General features: G+C 37.7%; 21 protein-coding genes. 5 read left to right on the top strand and 16 right to left on the bottom strand.

From position 1 onward, the window contains the following. Positions 1 to 116 precede the first annotated feature (116 nt). The 3 genes from FAZ19_RS18495 (at position 117) to FAZ19_RS18485 (ending at position 2,703) form a co-directional block, all read left to right on the top strand. Positions 117 to 1,286 carry a pyridoxal phosphate-dependent aminotransferase gene (locus tag FAZ19_RS18495; RefSeq protein WP_136822239.1) on the top strand — a complete coding sequence of 390 codons (1,170 nt, stop codon included), beginning with the start codon at positions 117 to 119 and terminating at the stop codon, positions 1,284 to 1,286. 66 nt (positions 1,287 to 1,352) lie between these two features. Then, entirely contained in the window at positions 1,353 to 2,192 is an 840-nt protein-coding gene (locus FAZ19_RS18490; RefSeq protein ID WP_136822238.1) for a prephenate dehydrogenase, read from the top strand. Position 2,193: 1 nt separating this feature from the next. Then, entirely contained in the window at positions 2,194 to 2,703 is a 510-nt protein-coding gene (locus FAZ19_RS18485) for a GNAT family N-acetyltransferase (protein WP_136822237.1), read from the top strand. A gap of 468 nt (positions 2,704 to 3,171) precedes the next feature. Here FAZ19_RS18485 and FAZ19_RS18480 read toward each other — a convergent pair whose 3' ends face one another. The 4 genes from FAZ19_RS18480 to FAZ19_RS18465 form a co-directional block, all read right to left on the bottom strand. Continuing rightward, on the bottom strand, positions 3,172 to 3,783 hold the full coding sequence (locus FAZ19_RS18480) for an LURP-one-related/scramblase family protein (protein ID WP_136822236.1): 612 nt from the start codon (positions 3,781 to 3,783) through the stop codon (positions 3,172 to 3,174). 9 nt (positions 3,784 to 3,792) lie between these two features. Then, complete coding sequence (locus FAZ19_RS18475) at positions 3,793 to 4,323, bottom strand: hypothetical protein (protein WP_136822235.1); 531 nt, start codon at positions 4,321 to 4,323, stop codon at positions 3,793 to 3,795. Between the two features lie 184 nt (positions 4,324 to 4,507). After that, complete coding sequence (locus FAZ19_RS18470) at positions 4,508 to 4,810, bottom strand: HigA family addiction module antitoxin (protein WP_136822234.1); 303 nt, start codon at positions 4,808 to 4,810, stop codon at positions 4,508 to 4,510. Positions 4,811 to 4,826: 16 nt separating this feature from the next. Beyond that, on the bottom strand, positions 4,827 to 5,111 hold the full coding sequence (locus FAZ19_RS18465; RefSeq protein ID WP_136822233.1) for a type II toxin-antitoxin system RelE/ParE family toxin: 285 nt from the start codon (positions 5,109 to 5,111) through the stop codon (positions 4,827 to 4,829). A 131-nt stretch (positions 5,112 to 5,242) separates the two neighbouring features. On the opposite strand from FAZ19_RS18465, the gene FAZ19_RS18460 reads away from it, so the two are divergent. Together FAZ19_RS18460 and FAZ19_RS18455 are read left to right on the top strand one after the other, a co-directional pair. Beyond that, on the top strand, positions 5,243 to 5,560 hold the full coding sequence (locus FAZ19_RS18460; RefSeq protein WP_136822232.1) for a type II toxin-antitoxin system HigB family toxin: 318 nt from the start codon (positions 5,243 to 5,245) through the stop codon (positions 5,558 to 5,560). Then, positions 5,538 to 5,897, top strand: a complete 360-nt coding sequence (locus FAZ19_RS18455; RefSeq protein ID WP_136822231.1) for a helix-turn-helix domain-containing protein — start codon at positions 5,538 to 5,540, stop codon at positions 5,895 to 5,897. Before FAZ19_RS18460 ends, FAZ19_RS18455 begins: the two co-directional genes overlap by 23 nt. Positions 5,898 to 5,946: 49 nt before the next feature. On the opposite strand, the gene FAZ19_RS18450 is transcribed toward FAZ19_RS18455, so the two are convergent. The 12 genes from FAZ19_RS18450 to FAZ19_RS18395 form a co-directional block, all read right to left on the bottom strand. Continuing rightward, positions 5,947 to 6,246 (bottom strand): hypothetical protein, encoded by a 300-nt coding sequence (locus tag FAZ19_RS18450; RefSeq protein ID WP_136822230.1) that lies wholly within the window; start codon positions 6,244 to 6,246, stop codon positions 5,947 to 5,949. 150 nt (positions 6,247 to 6,396) lie between these two features. Next, on the bottom strand, positions 6,397 to 6,948 hold the full coding sequence (locus FAZ19_RS18445; RefSeq protein ID WP_136822229.1) for a hypothetical protein: 552 nt from the start codon (positions 6,946 to 6,948) through the stop codon (positions 6,397 to 6,399). A 130-nt stretch (positions 6,949 to 7,078) separates the two neighbouring features. Next, positions 7,079 to 7,240: a hypothetical protein gene (locus FAZ19_RS23960; protein WP_169305700.1), complete on the bottom strand. Its 162-nt coding sequence runs from the start codon at positions 7,238 to 7,240 to the stop codon at positions 7,079 to 7,081. A 126-nt stretch (positions 7,241 to 7,366) separates the two neighbouring features. After that, positions 7,367 to 8,020 carry a hypothetical protein gene (locus tag FAZ19_RS18440; RefSeq protein WP_136822228.1) on the bottom strand — a complete coding sequence of 218 codons (654 nt, stop codon included), beginning with the start codon at positions 8,018 to 8,020 and terminating at the stop codon, positions 7,367 to 7,369. A 42-nt stretch (positions 8,021 to 8,062) separates the two neighbouring features. Next, positions 8,063 to 8,614 carry a hypothetical protein gene (locus FAZ19_RS24140; RefSeq protein WP_211245535.1) on the bottom strand — a complete coding sequence of 184 codons (552 nt, stop codon included), beginning with the start codon at positions 8,612 to 8,614 and terminating at the stop codon, positions 8,063 to 8,065. A gap of 455 nt (positions 8,615 to 9,069) precedes the next feature. Next, complete coding sequence (locus FAZ19_RS18425; protein WP_136822227.1) at positions 9,070 to 9,432, bottom strand: hypothetical protein; 363 nt, start codon at positions 9,430 to 9,432, stop codon at positions 9,070 to 9,072. Beyond that, on the bottom strand, positions 9,416 to 10,795 hold the full coding sequence (locus FAZ19_RS18420) for an RHS repeat-associated core domain-containing protein (RefSeq protein WP_136822226.1): 1,380 nt from the start codon (positions 10,793 to 10,795) through the stop codon (positions 9,416 to 9,418). The genes FAZ19_RS18425 and FAZ19_RS18420 overlap by 17 nt, the downstream gene beginning before the upstream one ends. Positions 10,796 to 11,078: 283 nt before the next feature. Continuing rightward, positions 11,079 to 11,873 carry a hypothetical protein gene (locus FAZ19_RS18415; protein WP_136822225.1) on the bottom strand — a complete coding sequence of 265 codons (795 nt, stop codon included), beginning with the start codon at positions 11,871 to 11,873 and terminating at the stop codon, positions 11,079 to 11,081. A 416-nt stretch (positions 11,874 to 12,289) separates the two neighbouring features. Continuing rightward, positions 12,290 to 12,943 carry a hypothetical protein gene (locus FAZ19_RS18410; protein WP_136822224.1) on the bottom strand — a complete coding sequence of 218 codons (654 nt, stop codon included), beginning with the start codon at positions 12,941 to 12,943 and terminating at the stop codon, positions 12,290 to 12,292. 26 nt (positions 12,944 to 12,969) lie between these two features. Then, the gene (locus FAZ19_RS18405) at positions 12,970 to 13,338 is read right to left on the bottom strand and encodes a hypothetical protein (protein WP_136822223.1); all 369 of its coding nucleotides are present in this window, start codon (positions 13,336 to 13,338) and stop codon (positions 12,970 to 12,972) included. A 593-nt stretch (positions 13,339 to 13,931) separates the two neighbouring features. Then, positions 13,932 to 14,504 (bottom strand): hypothetical protein, encoded by a 573-nt coding sequence (locus tag FAZ19_RS18400; protein ID WP_136822222.1) that lies wholly within the window; start codon positions 14,502 to 14,504, stop codon positions 13,932 to 13,934. Positions 14,505 to 14,737: 233 nt separating this feature from the next. Then, on the bottom strand, positions 14,738 to 14,959 hold the full coding sequence (locus FAZ19_RS18395; protein WP_136822221.1) for a DUF2283 domain-containing protein: 222 nt from the start codon (positions 14,957 to 14,959) through the stop codon (positions 14,738 to 14,740). Positions 14,960 to 14,968 lie beyond the last annotated feature (9 nt).

Below are 14,968 nucleotides of genomic sequence, written 5' to 3'. Positions count from 1 at the left end.
AGCAAAGCACTATGTTATTGAATAAATATGGCAAAGAATTGATAAATTATTTATTCTAAAAATAGGGTACAATTCATGTCTAAATTCTTAATTTAGGCCCGTTAATATAAATAAAAATGCAAATTGAAGTTGCCAAAAGGCTGCAGCATACGGAAGAATATTATTTTTCAAAAAAATTGAGAGAAATTGACGAATTGAATAAAGCCGGTGCCAAAGTCATCAATCTAGGAATCGGGAGTCCCGATCTTCCACCTCACCCTGATGTAATCCAAACATTGCAGGAGCAAGCTGCTCTACCTACCACACACGGATATCAGAACTACAAAGGTGTACCTGTCTTACGCGATGCGATGTCTAATTGGTATACCCGATATTATGGTGTACAGTTAAATCCCAATACGGAAATACTTCCCCTTATTGGTTCGAAAGAAGGAATCGTTCATATTTGCATGACCTATCTCCAAGAAGGAGATGAAGCGCTCATTCCCAACCCGGGCTACCCCACTTATGCATCGGCGGTACGGTTAAGTGGCGCAACTGCGAGACCATATACACTTTCTGAAGAGCACGGCTGGCTGCCCAATTTAACAGAACTCGAAAAGCAAGATCTTTCGAAGGTAAAAATAATGTGGGTAAATTACCCACATATGCCTACTGGAGCTTCGGCCACTGAAGCTTTTTTTAATGATTTGGTTGCATTTGCACAAAGGAACAGTATCTTGATCTGTCATGACAACCCATATAGCTTTATCCTAAATGAAACCCCGCAAAGTCTGTTGGCAATAGCGGGCGCTAAGGAGGTGGCCATCGAACTGAATTCGCTCAGTAAATCATCCAATATGGCAGGATGGCGTATTGGGATGCTCGTTGCAGCAGAAGAACGCATCAATGAAATCCTCCGTTTTAAGAGCAATATGGACTCGGGTATGTTTTTACCAATGCAGCTAGCTGCAGCAAAAGCCCTCTCCTTAGAAACATCCTGGTATGATAAGCTAAATGAAAGCTATCGTAAAAGACGGGAAAAGGTGTACGAAATTATGGATATGTTGGGTTGCATCTACAGTAAAAAGCAGGTTGGACTTTTTGTTTGGGCGAAAATTCCGGATACATTTGAATCCGCTTATCAGCTTAGTGACAGCATACTCGAACGTGCAAAAGTATTTATTACGCCGGGTGGAATTTTTGGTACAGCAGGAAATCAATATATTCGCATCAGTCTTTGCGCCAAAGAGGATGTGTTAGAAGAAGCTACTGCAAGAATAAAGGAAGTCAAGCATAAAGATTAAAGAACAATGAGTTTGTATGGAGTTCCTAATACTCAATACTCAATACTCAATACTCAATACTGAACAATGAACATAGCTATTGTCGGAATTGGACTTATCGGAGGATCGGTAGGTATCCGACTTAAACAAACGAAATTCTGTAATAAGATTATTGGTGTGGATAAGAATGAATCCAACCAGAAAAAAGCCTTGGAACTGGGTTTAGTAGATGAAATTGCTACGCTGGATGAAGCTTTAGAAAACGCTAAAGTTATCGTCCTGACTGTTCCCGTAGATGCCATTATGCAGCTTACGCCATACATCCTAGATCGGATCAACGATCAAGTTGTCATCGATATGGGATCCACCAAGATCAATATCCTCAATAAAATAGTCGATCATCCTAAACGTGGGCGTTATGTTGCTGCTCACCCAATGGCGGGTACGGAGTATTCCGGACCAGAGGCTGCCGTACCAAATTTGTTCAAGGACAAGAACATGGTGTATGTAGAAGCCTTCAAATCAGACGAAGATGCCTTTGATCTCGCAGATGCCATTACGGATCAGCTAGAGATGAAATCCACATTTATGAATGCCGAAGAACATGATATGCATACCGCCTATGTATCGCATATTTCGCATTTAACTTCTTTTGCCTTGGCGCTGACCGTATTAGAGAAAGAAAAATCCCAAGGTCGCATCTTTGAATTAGCCGGCTCAGGTTTCGAATCTACCGTGCGTTTGGCAAAGTCATCTCCCGACATGTGGACGCCTATCTTTAAACAAAATAGAGAAAATGTATTGGAAGTTCTGGCTGAGCATATCAAACAGTTGAAAAAACTTCATGATAAAATCGACCAGGAAGATTACGACGGTTTGCATAAATTGATTAAAAAATCAAATAAGATTAAACGTATTATCAAGTAACATGATACCTCGGATTCCCTTATCAAATGAATTGATTGAATTAGTACCTCTTGAAAAAAGGGATTTTGATTTATTATATTTAGTAGCTTCAGACGAAGAAATTTGGGCACAACATCCTGATTTCAACAGGTACACACCCGTCGGGTTTACCCAGTATTTTAAAAAGCTCTTAGATACCAATTTACCCTACCTTATTATTGATAAAAAGATACAGCATGTAATAGGTGCTACGTCCTTTTACCAATATAATGAAGCAGAAAGATCAATCGCTATTGGATACACTTTTTTGGCCAAAGCGTACTGGGGAGGTACGTACAATCAGTCTGTTAAGCAGTTGATGATACACAACGCGCTCGAGCTTGTTGATAAGATTATTTTTCATGTCCGCGAGAAAAACTTTCGTTCCCAAGCCGCATTAGCGAAAATCGGCGCAGTTAAGGAGAAAGAATATACTGCTTCTGCCGATACCGACGCATTACAATTCGAGTATGCAATCTATAGAAATGGTTAATTGGCATAAGCGTATTTATTAATAAATTTAAGGAAGGTTTTTTTAGTCCATTTTTTTTGCCCTCATCGGCGGGCGGCTCTCCTTCTTTTGCTTGGTCAAAAGAAGCAAAAACCAAGACTTGGTCAATGTTAAGCTAAAAGCTTTTGGATTTACTAAACAGCTCTGAGACGTTGCACTTCGTAGATCTGTTCTTAACGCAAATTCAAAAGCTTTCTTAACGCTACACCGACCTAGGTCGTCCTTTAAATTCAGCTGAAGTTTAAAGGTTATATTAAAAATGCACAATCCTCACAAATCCGAAAAATGTCGCCTTAGCGGATCGACAATTGCAGGAATGGTGAACCGTCGTGTCGAGCCGGTACAGCGACGAGTTTTTGCTTCTTTTTGAGGTAAAAAGAAGGCTCCCGTCGCGGGCCAAGCGACAAAAGTACTGATGAAGAAAAACGTTCTTTTACGCTAACACATTAATCAACCATTACTCCGCTCCATTAACACTAAAAGCATTAAACTGAGCACAAAACGTTCGTCATCTACTTCCTGTTCTGTTATTTTTTCCTGTTCTGTTATTTTGTGTACGCTGAATTTTCTTCCAAAGAAAGACGGTTCTTTTTTTATCTCGAACATCTCCTCTCCGGCATCATTCCGCAAGATATAAGACGGATTGAACAAATAACCGGACAACATACCTATAAGAGGGATTTCTCCAAAGAGTCCATCCCAAAATTTAGTCCATGGGTTCTTTTCCTTAATACTATGATCTATGGAATCATTGGGATCCATCAAATTAAAGGTTGATCGCCAAAGCGACTTTAAGGTTTTTCTTCTCACCTTGCCGATCACCCGCCCTGCTCCATCCGTTATCGTAAAAGTTTGCTGAAAATCAATTAATTTATTGGAGGTTAATTCGTACAACAATTCAGATTTTGATTGATCTCGATATACTTTAATACGGTCTCTCCAAGAAAACATCTTCTCCCTGACATAATAAATTGTGTCACCAAAAGCATCAGTCGCCACAAAATCATTGGCAAGTGTAGTAACACGAAATTGAAAATGAAGGGGATAATTCAATTGCTCCATAATAACAAATTAATATTTTATTTTCAGTTTATCAAACACTTTAGACCAGAGCCAAATCGGGCCCACGGTTAATAACTTAATAAAATCATTGCCGCTAATAGGTTTGGATTCTCTTTTGGCCAATACCCAAAGAACCGATAAGCTAATAATGCTGATCATCGTACAAACCAGTACAACGCTCGGTCCGCCATCGCGTTCCACATATTCCAATTGCACAATAAAAAAGCTCATGGCAGCTATAGAAAATAAAATCGCATAAGATAAAGTCGGCGATAGCTTTAAATAGAGATATATGGCTATAGCAATAAAAAATGAACCCCAATTGAGAAAGGTGTGCATATTTAGTTTAACCAGGAAATCAAACTGCGGGAAAGGGATCATCCATATCAATCCCATGATGCCAAAAAATGCGAAGGCTAGACATACCGCATACAAACTTTTGCTTCCTCCTCCGAAAGTAGCATCTAATTCATAAAAATATTTTTCGACGGGCCGGGAAAACTCGGGTTGCTTTGTGCCTTTAGTATTCTTTTTGTTCATCTGTATATAGTTATTCATTAATATGTGCTTTCAACAGCATTATTCATTCATGATCATTTTCAAAGGAATTCATGAGCGCTTCGTGGTTACTTTGTAAGCTCACAAGACAGTCATCACTATGGCTAAGTTCATGCTGCGTTGGCGGTATGAGTGTTAGATTTCAATGGTATAGATTCGGTTATTATTAAATATTCTGCAATTGCCTTTGATACGGCTTTAGCTTAAATTCCTTAGCACGTTCAGCAGCAAGATGCAGATTATATTTTGTTTGCATATTTGCCCAAATCTCGGCAGTACCTCCAAATACCTGCGCAATCCGAAACGCCATATCTGGCGTGATATCGGATTTCTCATGGATAATATTATTTAACATTTGCCTTGAAATCCCTAATAATTTTGCTGCTTCACCAGTTTTAAGTTCGTAAGCATTGATAATATCTTCCCTTAACAATTCGCCAGGATGGATAATACGCATTTTCCTTTTCATTTCCTCTCCTCCTTAATTAATGATAATCCAAATAATCAACATCGTATACATGTTGCTCGTCAAATCGAAAGATAATGCGGTAATTCTTGTTTACCTTAACACTCCAATAATCTTTCAGATCTCCTGATAGTTTGTTAATATTCCAATTTGGAAACACGTCAAAGTCATCAGGTACTTTCGCAGCTCTATCGATCACTTCAAGCATACGTTCAATACGGGAAACCAATTCCGCGGGAAGCTTGCTTGTCTTCCCTTCCTCCCAAAGCAACCGTAACCCTTTATGCTTAAAGCTTTTTATCATATCTGGATTGTAAAATGTAAATTTACACTTGTCAATTTAGAAATACAAATATTTTTCCGAAATAGTAGAACCAAGTGTAAAAAAGCAACAAAACGATACCAATATGGTAACAAATTTTAGTATATTTGCATATGAGGGTAATAGCCATCAAGACGTTGAAGGAATACTGGAGCGAATTTCCGCAGGCGGAGCAGGCGTTACTGTCCTGGCATGAGGAGACAGATGCCGCGAACTGGAATAACCCCAACGAGCTAAAAGCTCAATATCGGAATGCTTCCATATTGACAGATAAGAGGGTTGTTTTCAATATACATGGCAATACCTACCGATTGGTCGTGGATATAGAATACCGATTGAAAATTGTTTTTGTTGTCTGGTTTGGATCCCATAAGGAGTATGATAAAATAGATGTTAAAAAAGTAAGTTATGTTAAGACCGATAAAAAATGAACAGCAATATGAAAATACCCTTGAACGGATATATATGCTGATGCAAAAAGAGATCAAAGTAGATTCCAAGGAGTCTGACGAATTGGAAATTCTTTCTATTCTGACTAAGGAATATGAAAACGAGCACTATCCGGTTCCTTCACCCAATCCACTGGAAGCAATCAAATTTAGATTGGATCAAATGAATATGTCCGAGGCCGAGCTATCAGAAATATTGGGCGGGCGCTCACGCAAGTCGGAAATCCTTTCCGGCAAAAGAAAGCTTAGTCTTTCCATGATACGCAAATTAGCTGAAAAACTGAATATCCCAGCCGGAGTACTGATACAGGCATATTAACTTTTCAATACAACCGCACACCAAAACCGGTGGAAAATCGAACATCCTACTAAAATTTTTGCTTGATCAGATCTACGAAGTCATCCACATGAACAGTCGTATCCCAAACGGCCTCTGCCGAACCATACTCGACACCCTCCAATAATTGGCGGTGCCGTACTTTTTCACTCGGCACATAGATACTGATCGAATCCGAAGGCCCATCGCATGGTTCTGAAAACGCATGGCTATAGAACCACAGATTATCTGCAATGTACGGCCGATCTGCCCTGACCCGAATAGTAAAATAGGCTACCGATATAACGAATATAATAGCAATTATTAGCGGTATAACTCTCTTCTTCTCCATGGCTTCTGTTTATAAAGAGTGACAATATCATCAAATGATAGTATAAAGATAAGAACTATATCAACCCTTGCCAAGAGCAAATCGGTATACTTGGAGAATATTTAATTCTGCCACAAACTTCACATGATGAACTTTCAAACCTAGCCATCTCTAAACGGGTATTGTATAAGGTATAATCAATTGAACTATATTTTCAGCTGACACCTTTTTGTTCATGAGTTTAACAGGTCTGCAATCCATATTTAAGCCTTCAAAATAACTTTTGTAAACTTCGTAAGTGCTAAAAAGTTCATCATACACCCAATGTAATCCACCCAATCCACCTGAGCCTAAAATCGGCTGTTTCTTTAATAAAAAGTCAGCCTTCTGCTCACCATATATACCGCACTCTTTACAACTATCATAATAAGTTGATTCTAAAAACGAGGGGTTTTGCGGTTCTGGGTATGCAAAGGCCTTAGCTCCTACAAAGTGTAAAATTTCGGCGTTATAAACCTCTTGCTTTGAGAACTCAGTACCAATTACAGAATCGTGCCACCCATTTTTAGTTATAATCTCTCTAACTTGCTTATATTCTTGAGACTTCTCATCAACATCCTTTATAAAATAACCCCATTCAAAAGATGAGTTAAAAATTTTCTCAATAATATCTTTACTGTCCTTGGTATCTAAATTCCCAAAGATCTTTCTAATAACTTTCATATTATTATCTTTATAATTCAAGCTGATATAATCGCAAGTTCAACTTCCCCTTTTATGGCCTAAGTGACAATATCAAACCCAGGCATGGTTTTACGGTTTTTCGTCTTGCCTGTTAATGGTAGTTCTGTTTTTAGATCACCTCCACCACAGCGGCACTTGCACGTTTTAGCGTGGCACGGACATTGCCGAGATGATCCGTCAGGTTATAACGGTACGAAGAGAGATTATCATCGGGATTGCGCTGCAGATAATCTTCTTTCCGTATAAACCATCTGGATGCTGTTCGATGCACTTCCGGGCTTACGGTACTCGATGCCGGTTACGTAGTCCCGCAGTGCGTACTGCCACCGATAGTAACTATCCCGTACAGTTTCGATCCCGTCGCCTCGTACAGGTAAGACGTGCTTATCCCTGTCTTCTAGGCATCATGACCATCACTTAAGGACTTCAAGACGTCCAACAATTTCCCCCTTTCAAAAGGCTTTACCTCCAAAGGGTCATGTGTAATTACAAAGACGTTACTGTCCTTATCTATCCCAACAAAATCCCCATCTTCCAGCTCTTTTAAATGAAAATATTCTTTCCCCTCAATCTTTGAAATATAGATATCTCCGGAATTCACGTAAAGCTCTTCTTCTTTGGTTAAAAGTTCTAGCACTTGCAGGCCTTCTGTATCCCCCCACATGGCAATTTTTATCCCACTCAGATCAATATTCTTATAATCGAACTCAAATTTACTCCTTGCCAAACTGGTGGAGTATGCTAGAAAAATATTACTTGCGAAATATAGAGTAATAAACATCGATTCCTTATTTTTCAAGTTATGTACTTTAATATTTTCTATCTTAAAATTTGTATCAAGTCTGTTTTCAAAATCTTTGTAAAACGAAACTGGGTAAATCAAGCTATAAAAACACGACTTGCTAGTCTCATCCATTTTAATCTTTTGGGTATATTGCATCTGTTTACTAAAAGTAGCGAATTCAACGCCCAGGTCTTCAAATATTTTTTTAAATGTTTGCTTTTCCCAATCTTGTACAAACTTGCTTTTATTCTTTAAAAATCGAAACATATTAGCAGTAGATTTACCTGATATTTAACTTTATAAATCAAATTAGGAGAGGCTTAAGCTGTTCAAAATGGCCTTTATTGATTTTTCATCACGCTCTACATCTCTCAATATCTTTGTAATCCTGTCCGTATCTTTTTCTATGATAGCCTGCACGAAATCGTCCACAAAATCTGAAACATACACCCGTTCTTTAACATTAAATCCCAAATATTTATTTTCCGAAAGACTCCTGGACACGAAGCTATCAGAAGAAGAAGCTTCTTCCAAAGTATCTTCTCTGATTTCATATGGGCAAACAAGATTAACAATAACAGATTTCCTTACCTGATTATCTAGTGTCTCCCATGATTCTATATTACTCAAATGGTATTTAATTGCATTTAACTCTTCGGGACTATCTTCGATATACCCATACTTTAACACTCCACCTCTCTTTTCTATAAGCGGAGCAAAATCCTCAATTACTCTATTAAACAGTTCTGTGGTAATAGGACTTACTGCTAACTCACTTGTCCTATCATCAATAATCTTGTATTTTATGATTGAGAATATTTTTGTAAGAATATTCAATTCATGTTCTTTATTTATTTCCATAGTTTTTACTGAATGTATTTGGTCCAATATAAAGTAAATTCCCTTCATACATTCTCTCTAATGGAGAATTTAAGTTAACTTTTGAATTTGCTTCCTGATAATTTATTAGTTTAAAAATCACCATATAGTAACCTCTAACCTTTATGAGTGGGTTGGTGTATAAATAGGGAATTAAATGCATCAGCTGGAGTAAAAATTAGTGGGGTGAAATACGCTATTCCTTTTTTATTTGCCGCAATTACTTGGGTCGAAGAAAAAGTCTCCGATTTAAAGTACCAATTCCACTGGGAAAGCTGCGCCCATTCAGGATCTCGACAGCGAAACAAAGGCACACGTATTCGCTACAATCGATGCGTTTATAAAAGCAGCAAAGCTTAAGAGCATTGTCGCTTTGTAGATATACAACAAAGCCCAATCCGATAAAGATCGGGCTTTTGTTATAATATAAACAAAAGCTATTTCAATTTTAACATTAGTGTATCCGTTCTTGGTTTCATTTGCACAGTATTAATCATCCTTAGTTCCAACGATGTATCAGACACCAAATAAGATACTAGTGAATCGTATCTTTCAAAGTTTTCAAGAACATCCTCTTTATTGCTTTTAAATTTCCTAATCTGAATATAATCAAGGCTTGTAGCATTTGATGGGACATGATATACCCTCAATTTGTATTCCTGTCCAGGAACATCAAACTCTACTAGACGTTTTACCTCACTATCAAATAAGGTGAAAGTTGACATTTTATAAATAACGAAAGCAACTGCAACAAATACAATTGTCAAGAGAACCAAACCTAATCTATTTTTTCTTTTCATAATATCTGAAGCCTGCTTTAATCCATTTTTGATCTCTTGGGTCATCACCATAAGGAGTTATCAAGGATTTTTGAACAACTACGCCACCAGAACCATCTGTTATAATTCTTCTCGTGGATTTTTGCCACTGAACTTGGGATGTACCAGCTGCCATTTGAGCATCTCCAGCCTGTCTAAGCATGAGTTCATCAGAGAATAATCCGTATGCTTTTCCGACAGCGCCAAAATGGTGATTACCTATATCTTGGGATTCCATCTTGATGCCTTGATACACAAATTGGGTTTTCCCATCATTGCCCAAACCAAAAATAGTTCCTTTGTTCGATTTAAAATCCCAAACGCCCCTATTTCTAACTCTATCTCTAAATTCAAACGGACTTATAATATCATTTGCCTCAGAGGTATTTTTATCCAAAACATTAGCGTAAATTTCATCTACATTAATCTCTCCACCTATTTCTCCAATCTTTTTACCTCCTGCTGAGGTATTTGTTAACCGATCATAGTCTTTCATCCATCCCCCTTGAAGAAAACCGTCCAAAGTCTTAGCTGCTTCATGTACATAAACACCATCATCTCCATCATCAAAATTCCCAAGTACATTTCCATACTTATCTAAATGTATAGACTCTGGCCCCATACCATCTGGATCAATGAAACGTAGAGGATTATTAAAACTATAATTGTAAGGCGAATGCCTTCTCATCTCTTCAGCCAGGGGATCCAGCACGCTCCACCTACCTATCTCCGCATCGTAAAAACGCGCTCCGAAGTCAAGCTGGTCCAGTCCTATCTCCGTCTGCTTTTCTTTCCCACTGTACTTGTAAAGGTTTATCGCTGAATTCAGGCCTGCGCCCGTATTCATCTCCATACCGAAGGCATAGTAATCCTGGATCTGCTTAACCGCCCCCGTGTGGTCTATGATGGCACGTGTGTTGCCCAGATGATCCTTGAGGAAATACTCATAAATAAAAGAACTGCCATTGGGAAGGATACGCCCTTCCTCCGTCTGAATGAACTCAAGAACACCGTTCTTATACTGGATCCCATCCACATATTGTGTCACGCCAGTGCCCAGCTGCTTGGTCAGTTTCCTGCCCGTGGCATCGTAGGTGTATAGAAGCTGTTGGGCTCCCTTAACGAACTTCCTGGGTAAATTTAGATAATTATATTCGATATTCGTAATACCCAGCCGGCTATTTGTGACCGCATTGCCATTGGCATCATAGGTAAACGTATTACTCCTTGCTGCTGTCCCGGCATCGGCCACGCCGTTTAATCTATTACCGGTGTAACTGTACTTAAAGTGGTTGTGCCAGCCTGTACTGCCGCTGCTGCGCCGTAGTGTATCGATATTGCCCATATCGGACTACTCTCCCAAAGGCGAAGGTACACGCATTATCTGGAAGAAGAAAAATGCGCCAAAAGGCAGCACCCGAAAAACCAACAAAGATTTGCTCGATCTGTTGAAACGGCGGATCAATGACGGATATTTCGAACAAAGAAGATACTATGCAGCACGCGACACGCAATGCTTGAAAAGGAATCCATTGACGAGGTGCTGAAATATTGGAGAAAAGTATAATTTTTATTCTAAAATAGCGAATCGACATTGATAACGCTTCTACATTTGTTCCTATTTTTCTTTACTCGGCTTTGCATGGCACAAATTGATGATATTTAGCCATCTTATGTTGAATCATTTGTTGCATCATTTCGTTACTAACCAAAATCCTATGAGAAGCAGAATGCCCACTGCCAAAAAATTCATTAGTTTTAGTAATATGAAAGGAATTTCCTTTTGGCAATGGAAAAAAACCATGTATACTTGGAGAATATTTAATTCTGCCACAAACTTCACATGATGAACTTTCAAACCTAGCCATCTCTAAACTAGTATTGTGTAAAGGTATAATCAATTGAACTATATTTTCAGCTGACACCTTTTTGTTCATGAGTTTAACAGGTCTGAAATCCATATTTAAACCTTCAAAATAATTTTTGTAGACTTCGTAAGTGCTAAAAAGTTCATCATATACCCAGTGTAATGTGCCCAATCCGCCAGAACCTAAAATCGGCTGTTTCTTTATTGCAAAGTCAGCCTTCTGCTCACCATATATACCACACTCTTTACAACTATCGAAATAAGTTGATTCTAAAAACGAGGGACTTTGCGGCTCTGGATATGAAAATGCCCTAGCTCCTACAAAGTATAAAATTTCCGCGTTATAAACCTCTTGCTTTGAGAACTCAGTACCAATTACAGAATCGTGCCAACCATTTTTAGTTATAACCTCTCTAACTTGCTTATATTCTTGAGACTTCTCATCAACATCCTTTATAAAATAACCCCATTCAAAAGAGGTATTAAAAATTTTCTCTATAAAATCTTTATTGTCCTTGGTATCTAAATTTCCAAAGATCCTTCTAATAACTTTCATATTATTATCTTTATAATTCAAGCTGATATAATCCGCAAGTTCAGCTTCCCCTTTTATGGCCTAAATGACAATATCAAACCCAGGCATGGTTTTACGGTTTTTCGTCTTGCCCGTTAATGGTAGTTCTGTTTTTAGATCATCTCCCCTACGCGCCACTTGCACGTTTTAGCATGGCACGGACATTGCCGAGATGATCCGTCAGGTTATAACGGTACAAAGAGAGATTATCAGTGGGATTGCGCTGCAGATAATCTTCTTTCCGTATAAACCATCTGGATGCTGTTCGATGCACTTCCGGGCTTACGGTACTCGATGCCGGCTACGTAGTCCCGCTATGCGTACTGCCACCGATAGTAGCTATCCTGTACAGTTTCGATCCCGTCGCCTCGTACAGGTAAGACGTGCTTACCCCTGTCCTAGGCATCATGACCATCACTTGAGGACTTCAAGACGTCCAACAATTTCCCCCTTTCAAAAGGCTTTACCTCCAAAGGGTCATGTGTAATTACAAAGACGTTACTGTCCTTATCTATCCCAACAAAATCCCCATCTTCCAGCTCTTTTAAATGAAAATATTCTTTCCCCTCAATCTTTGAAATATAGATATCTCCGGAATTCACGTAATGCTCTTCTTCTTTGGTTAAAAGTTCTAGCACTTGCAGGCCTTCTGTATCCCCCCACATGGCAATTTTTATCCCACTCAGATCAATATTCTTATAATCAAACTCAAATTTACTCCTTGCCAAACTGGTGGAGTATGCTAGAAAAATATTACTTGCGAAATATAGAATAATAAACATCGATTCCTTATTTTTCAAGTTATGTACTTTAATATTTTCTATCTTAAAATTTGTATCAAGTCTGTTTTCAAAATCTTTGTAAAACGAAACTGGGTAAATCAAGCTATAAAAACAAGACTTGCTAGTCTCATCCATTTTAATCTTTTGGGTATATTGCATCTGTTTACTAAAAGTATCGAATTCAACGCCCAGGTCTTCAAATATTTTTTTAAATGTTTGCTTTTCCCAATCTTGTACAAACTTGCTTTTATTCTTTAAAAATCGAAACATATTAGCAGTAGATTTAAGCCGTAAACTTACTTTATGGATTCATTTATGAATATCTTTCGAATAGGCTTTATTCCCCTTCCTAGAATACCAACATCCTCCATTAAGTCAATTAATCGAATCATTTCATTTTCAAACTCTTTTTTAGCGCCCTTATTGTCTATATAAACTTCCCACACAGCTCCCGACCCGCCCCACATTTCAATCCCATTTATACGCTTAATAAACTCTTTATCGTCTTTTATACATAATGCCTTAGCAATATTACTAACTATCTCCGCATGTTGTAACAAATCGGCCTCTTCTAGAATTTTAGCAGTATTAGCCAAAATGATTGCAAATGACTCCCTTCTATTTTCCTCCAATTTGTCTTTATTTTTTCTCCAAAAGTTAAACATATTAAAATACTTTTTTAAGTATTATATTCGAAGGTCTTCGCAACTGATTAAAGTTTTGATAGAACTCAAACGGTAAGCCCCCCTTCTTCTACCGTCCAGAGGTGCAGCAAACCACCTTCCAACCTTGATATCTTTCAACGGAACGTGCCCCTTTCGAAGATACTTTCTTTTATTAAAGTGTCTCCTCCCGATCCTTTTATGTACGCTACATCTGAAAATCCGCTTCCTAAGAAATTCCTCAATTATATAGAGGTTTTCGCTATTAAACAGATTCATCGAATCATGCTCGATGCTCATTAGTTCAGGAATATCTATTAAACTTTCTTTGCGAAAGCAACTAAAAATAATTTCCTGTCCGAAGGTAAACTCACCTCCTAAGAATTCCTTAAAAAAGATAATATTATTTCTATTCGTTAGATCTGAATCCAAATGAACTATTAGATTTCTAAAAATCAGTAACAAGCAAATTTCATAAAATAATTTTGCTGAAATATTTTATCGTATAAGTTTCTAGGACGAATTACCCTACGTGTTGCCCAATGTTGTGTGCACGACTATGGAACAAAATCTGAAAAAATTGGGATCCATTTTAATCAACTAAGTTTCCTCCCTCGAATATCAATCGGTATTTTTGAATATAGAGGCATGGCTAATATTATTGGCAACCAATTACTAACAGAATTTCTTATCATTTCGTCATCAAAGCGTACCATTGTAGGATCTGATTTTAAAACCATAAAACCAATGTCAAGATACTCTTCAGTTGTTAAATTTGTTGTCCCTAGATCTACATTCGTCTTCAATAGTTCAAAGACCACCCTCAAACGAAGGATATTCTCCGCATATATTTCAATCCCTTCAAGATGCTTGACGTAGTCATATTGTGATTTTATACCTGCTAAAATATGGTAATTTCCTTTATCCATATAAAACCATTTACCTTCATTAGAGTAAATATCTCTGGGACTATATTTTAAATCAGGCAAATCTTCCGCCGAAAGTTCTATATTAAATTTCTTGACTTTGATACACTTTAATTGCCCTCGCGTTGGCAAACTATATGAAACAACTCCACCATATAACAGTTCTCGTGTCAATAAGTCTACATTGTCTATATCATTATCAAACACATTATACACATCAACAAGAAATGTATCTAGTTTCATGAAATCTCTTATTGAAATTGCACTACAACAAATATATCTGTGATCAAATGATTCAAGAGATTTTATATCGCAAAAAGGAATATTAAACAGTGGTAATTTATATATATATTTCTCTAACAACATATCATTCTAATAAATCTTTCCAATTAGGATAGATTGAAGAGGGTAAACTTCGGCAGCAAGAACAGCAAACAGCCCGTTAAAAGCCCCTACTTCTAAGTTGAAATTCCATTCTATGTTTGGTCAAAACACTCCAAGCGGCTCTGCTCAAAATATTTCGATGCAGGCATAATTTCTAACCCCATTAATACTCCATTCTTCCCAAACAGTAAACCTATTTCATCTTTTAACTCTGTTGGCCAAATCTCTTTTTCAAAATTACCCTTCTCCTCTTCAATATCCTCCACAAACCAGATATATAGTCCGTCAACCTCTTTATCATATTCGTATTTCATAACTCTTAT

It is taken from the genome of Sphingobacterium alkalisoli (genome assembly GCF_005049105.1).
Taxonomy (GTDB): Bacteria; Bacteroidota; Bacteroidia; order Sphingobacteriales; family Sphingobacteriaceae; genus Sphingobacterium; species Sphingobacterium alkalisoli.
Note: the sequence above shows the minus strand (reverse complement) of the source record. Positions and strands in the feature narration are given on the sequence as shown.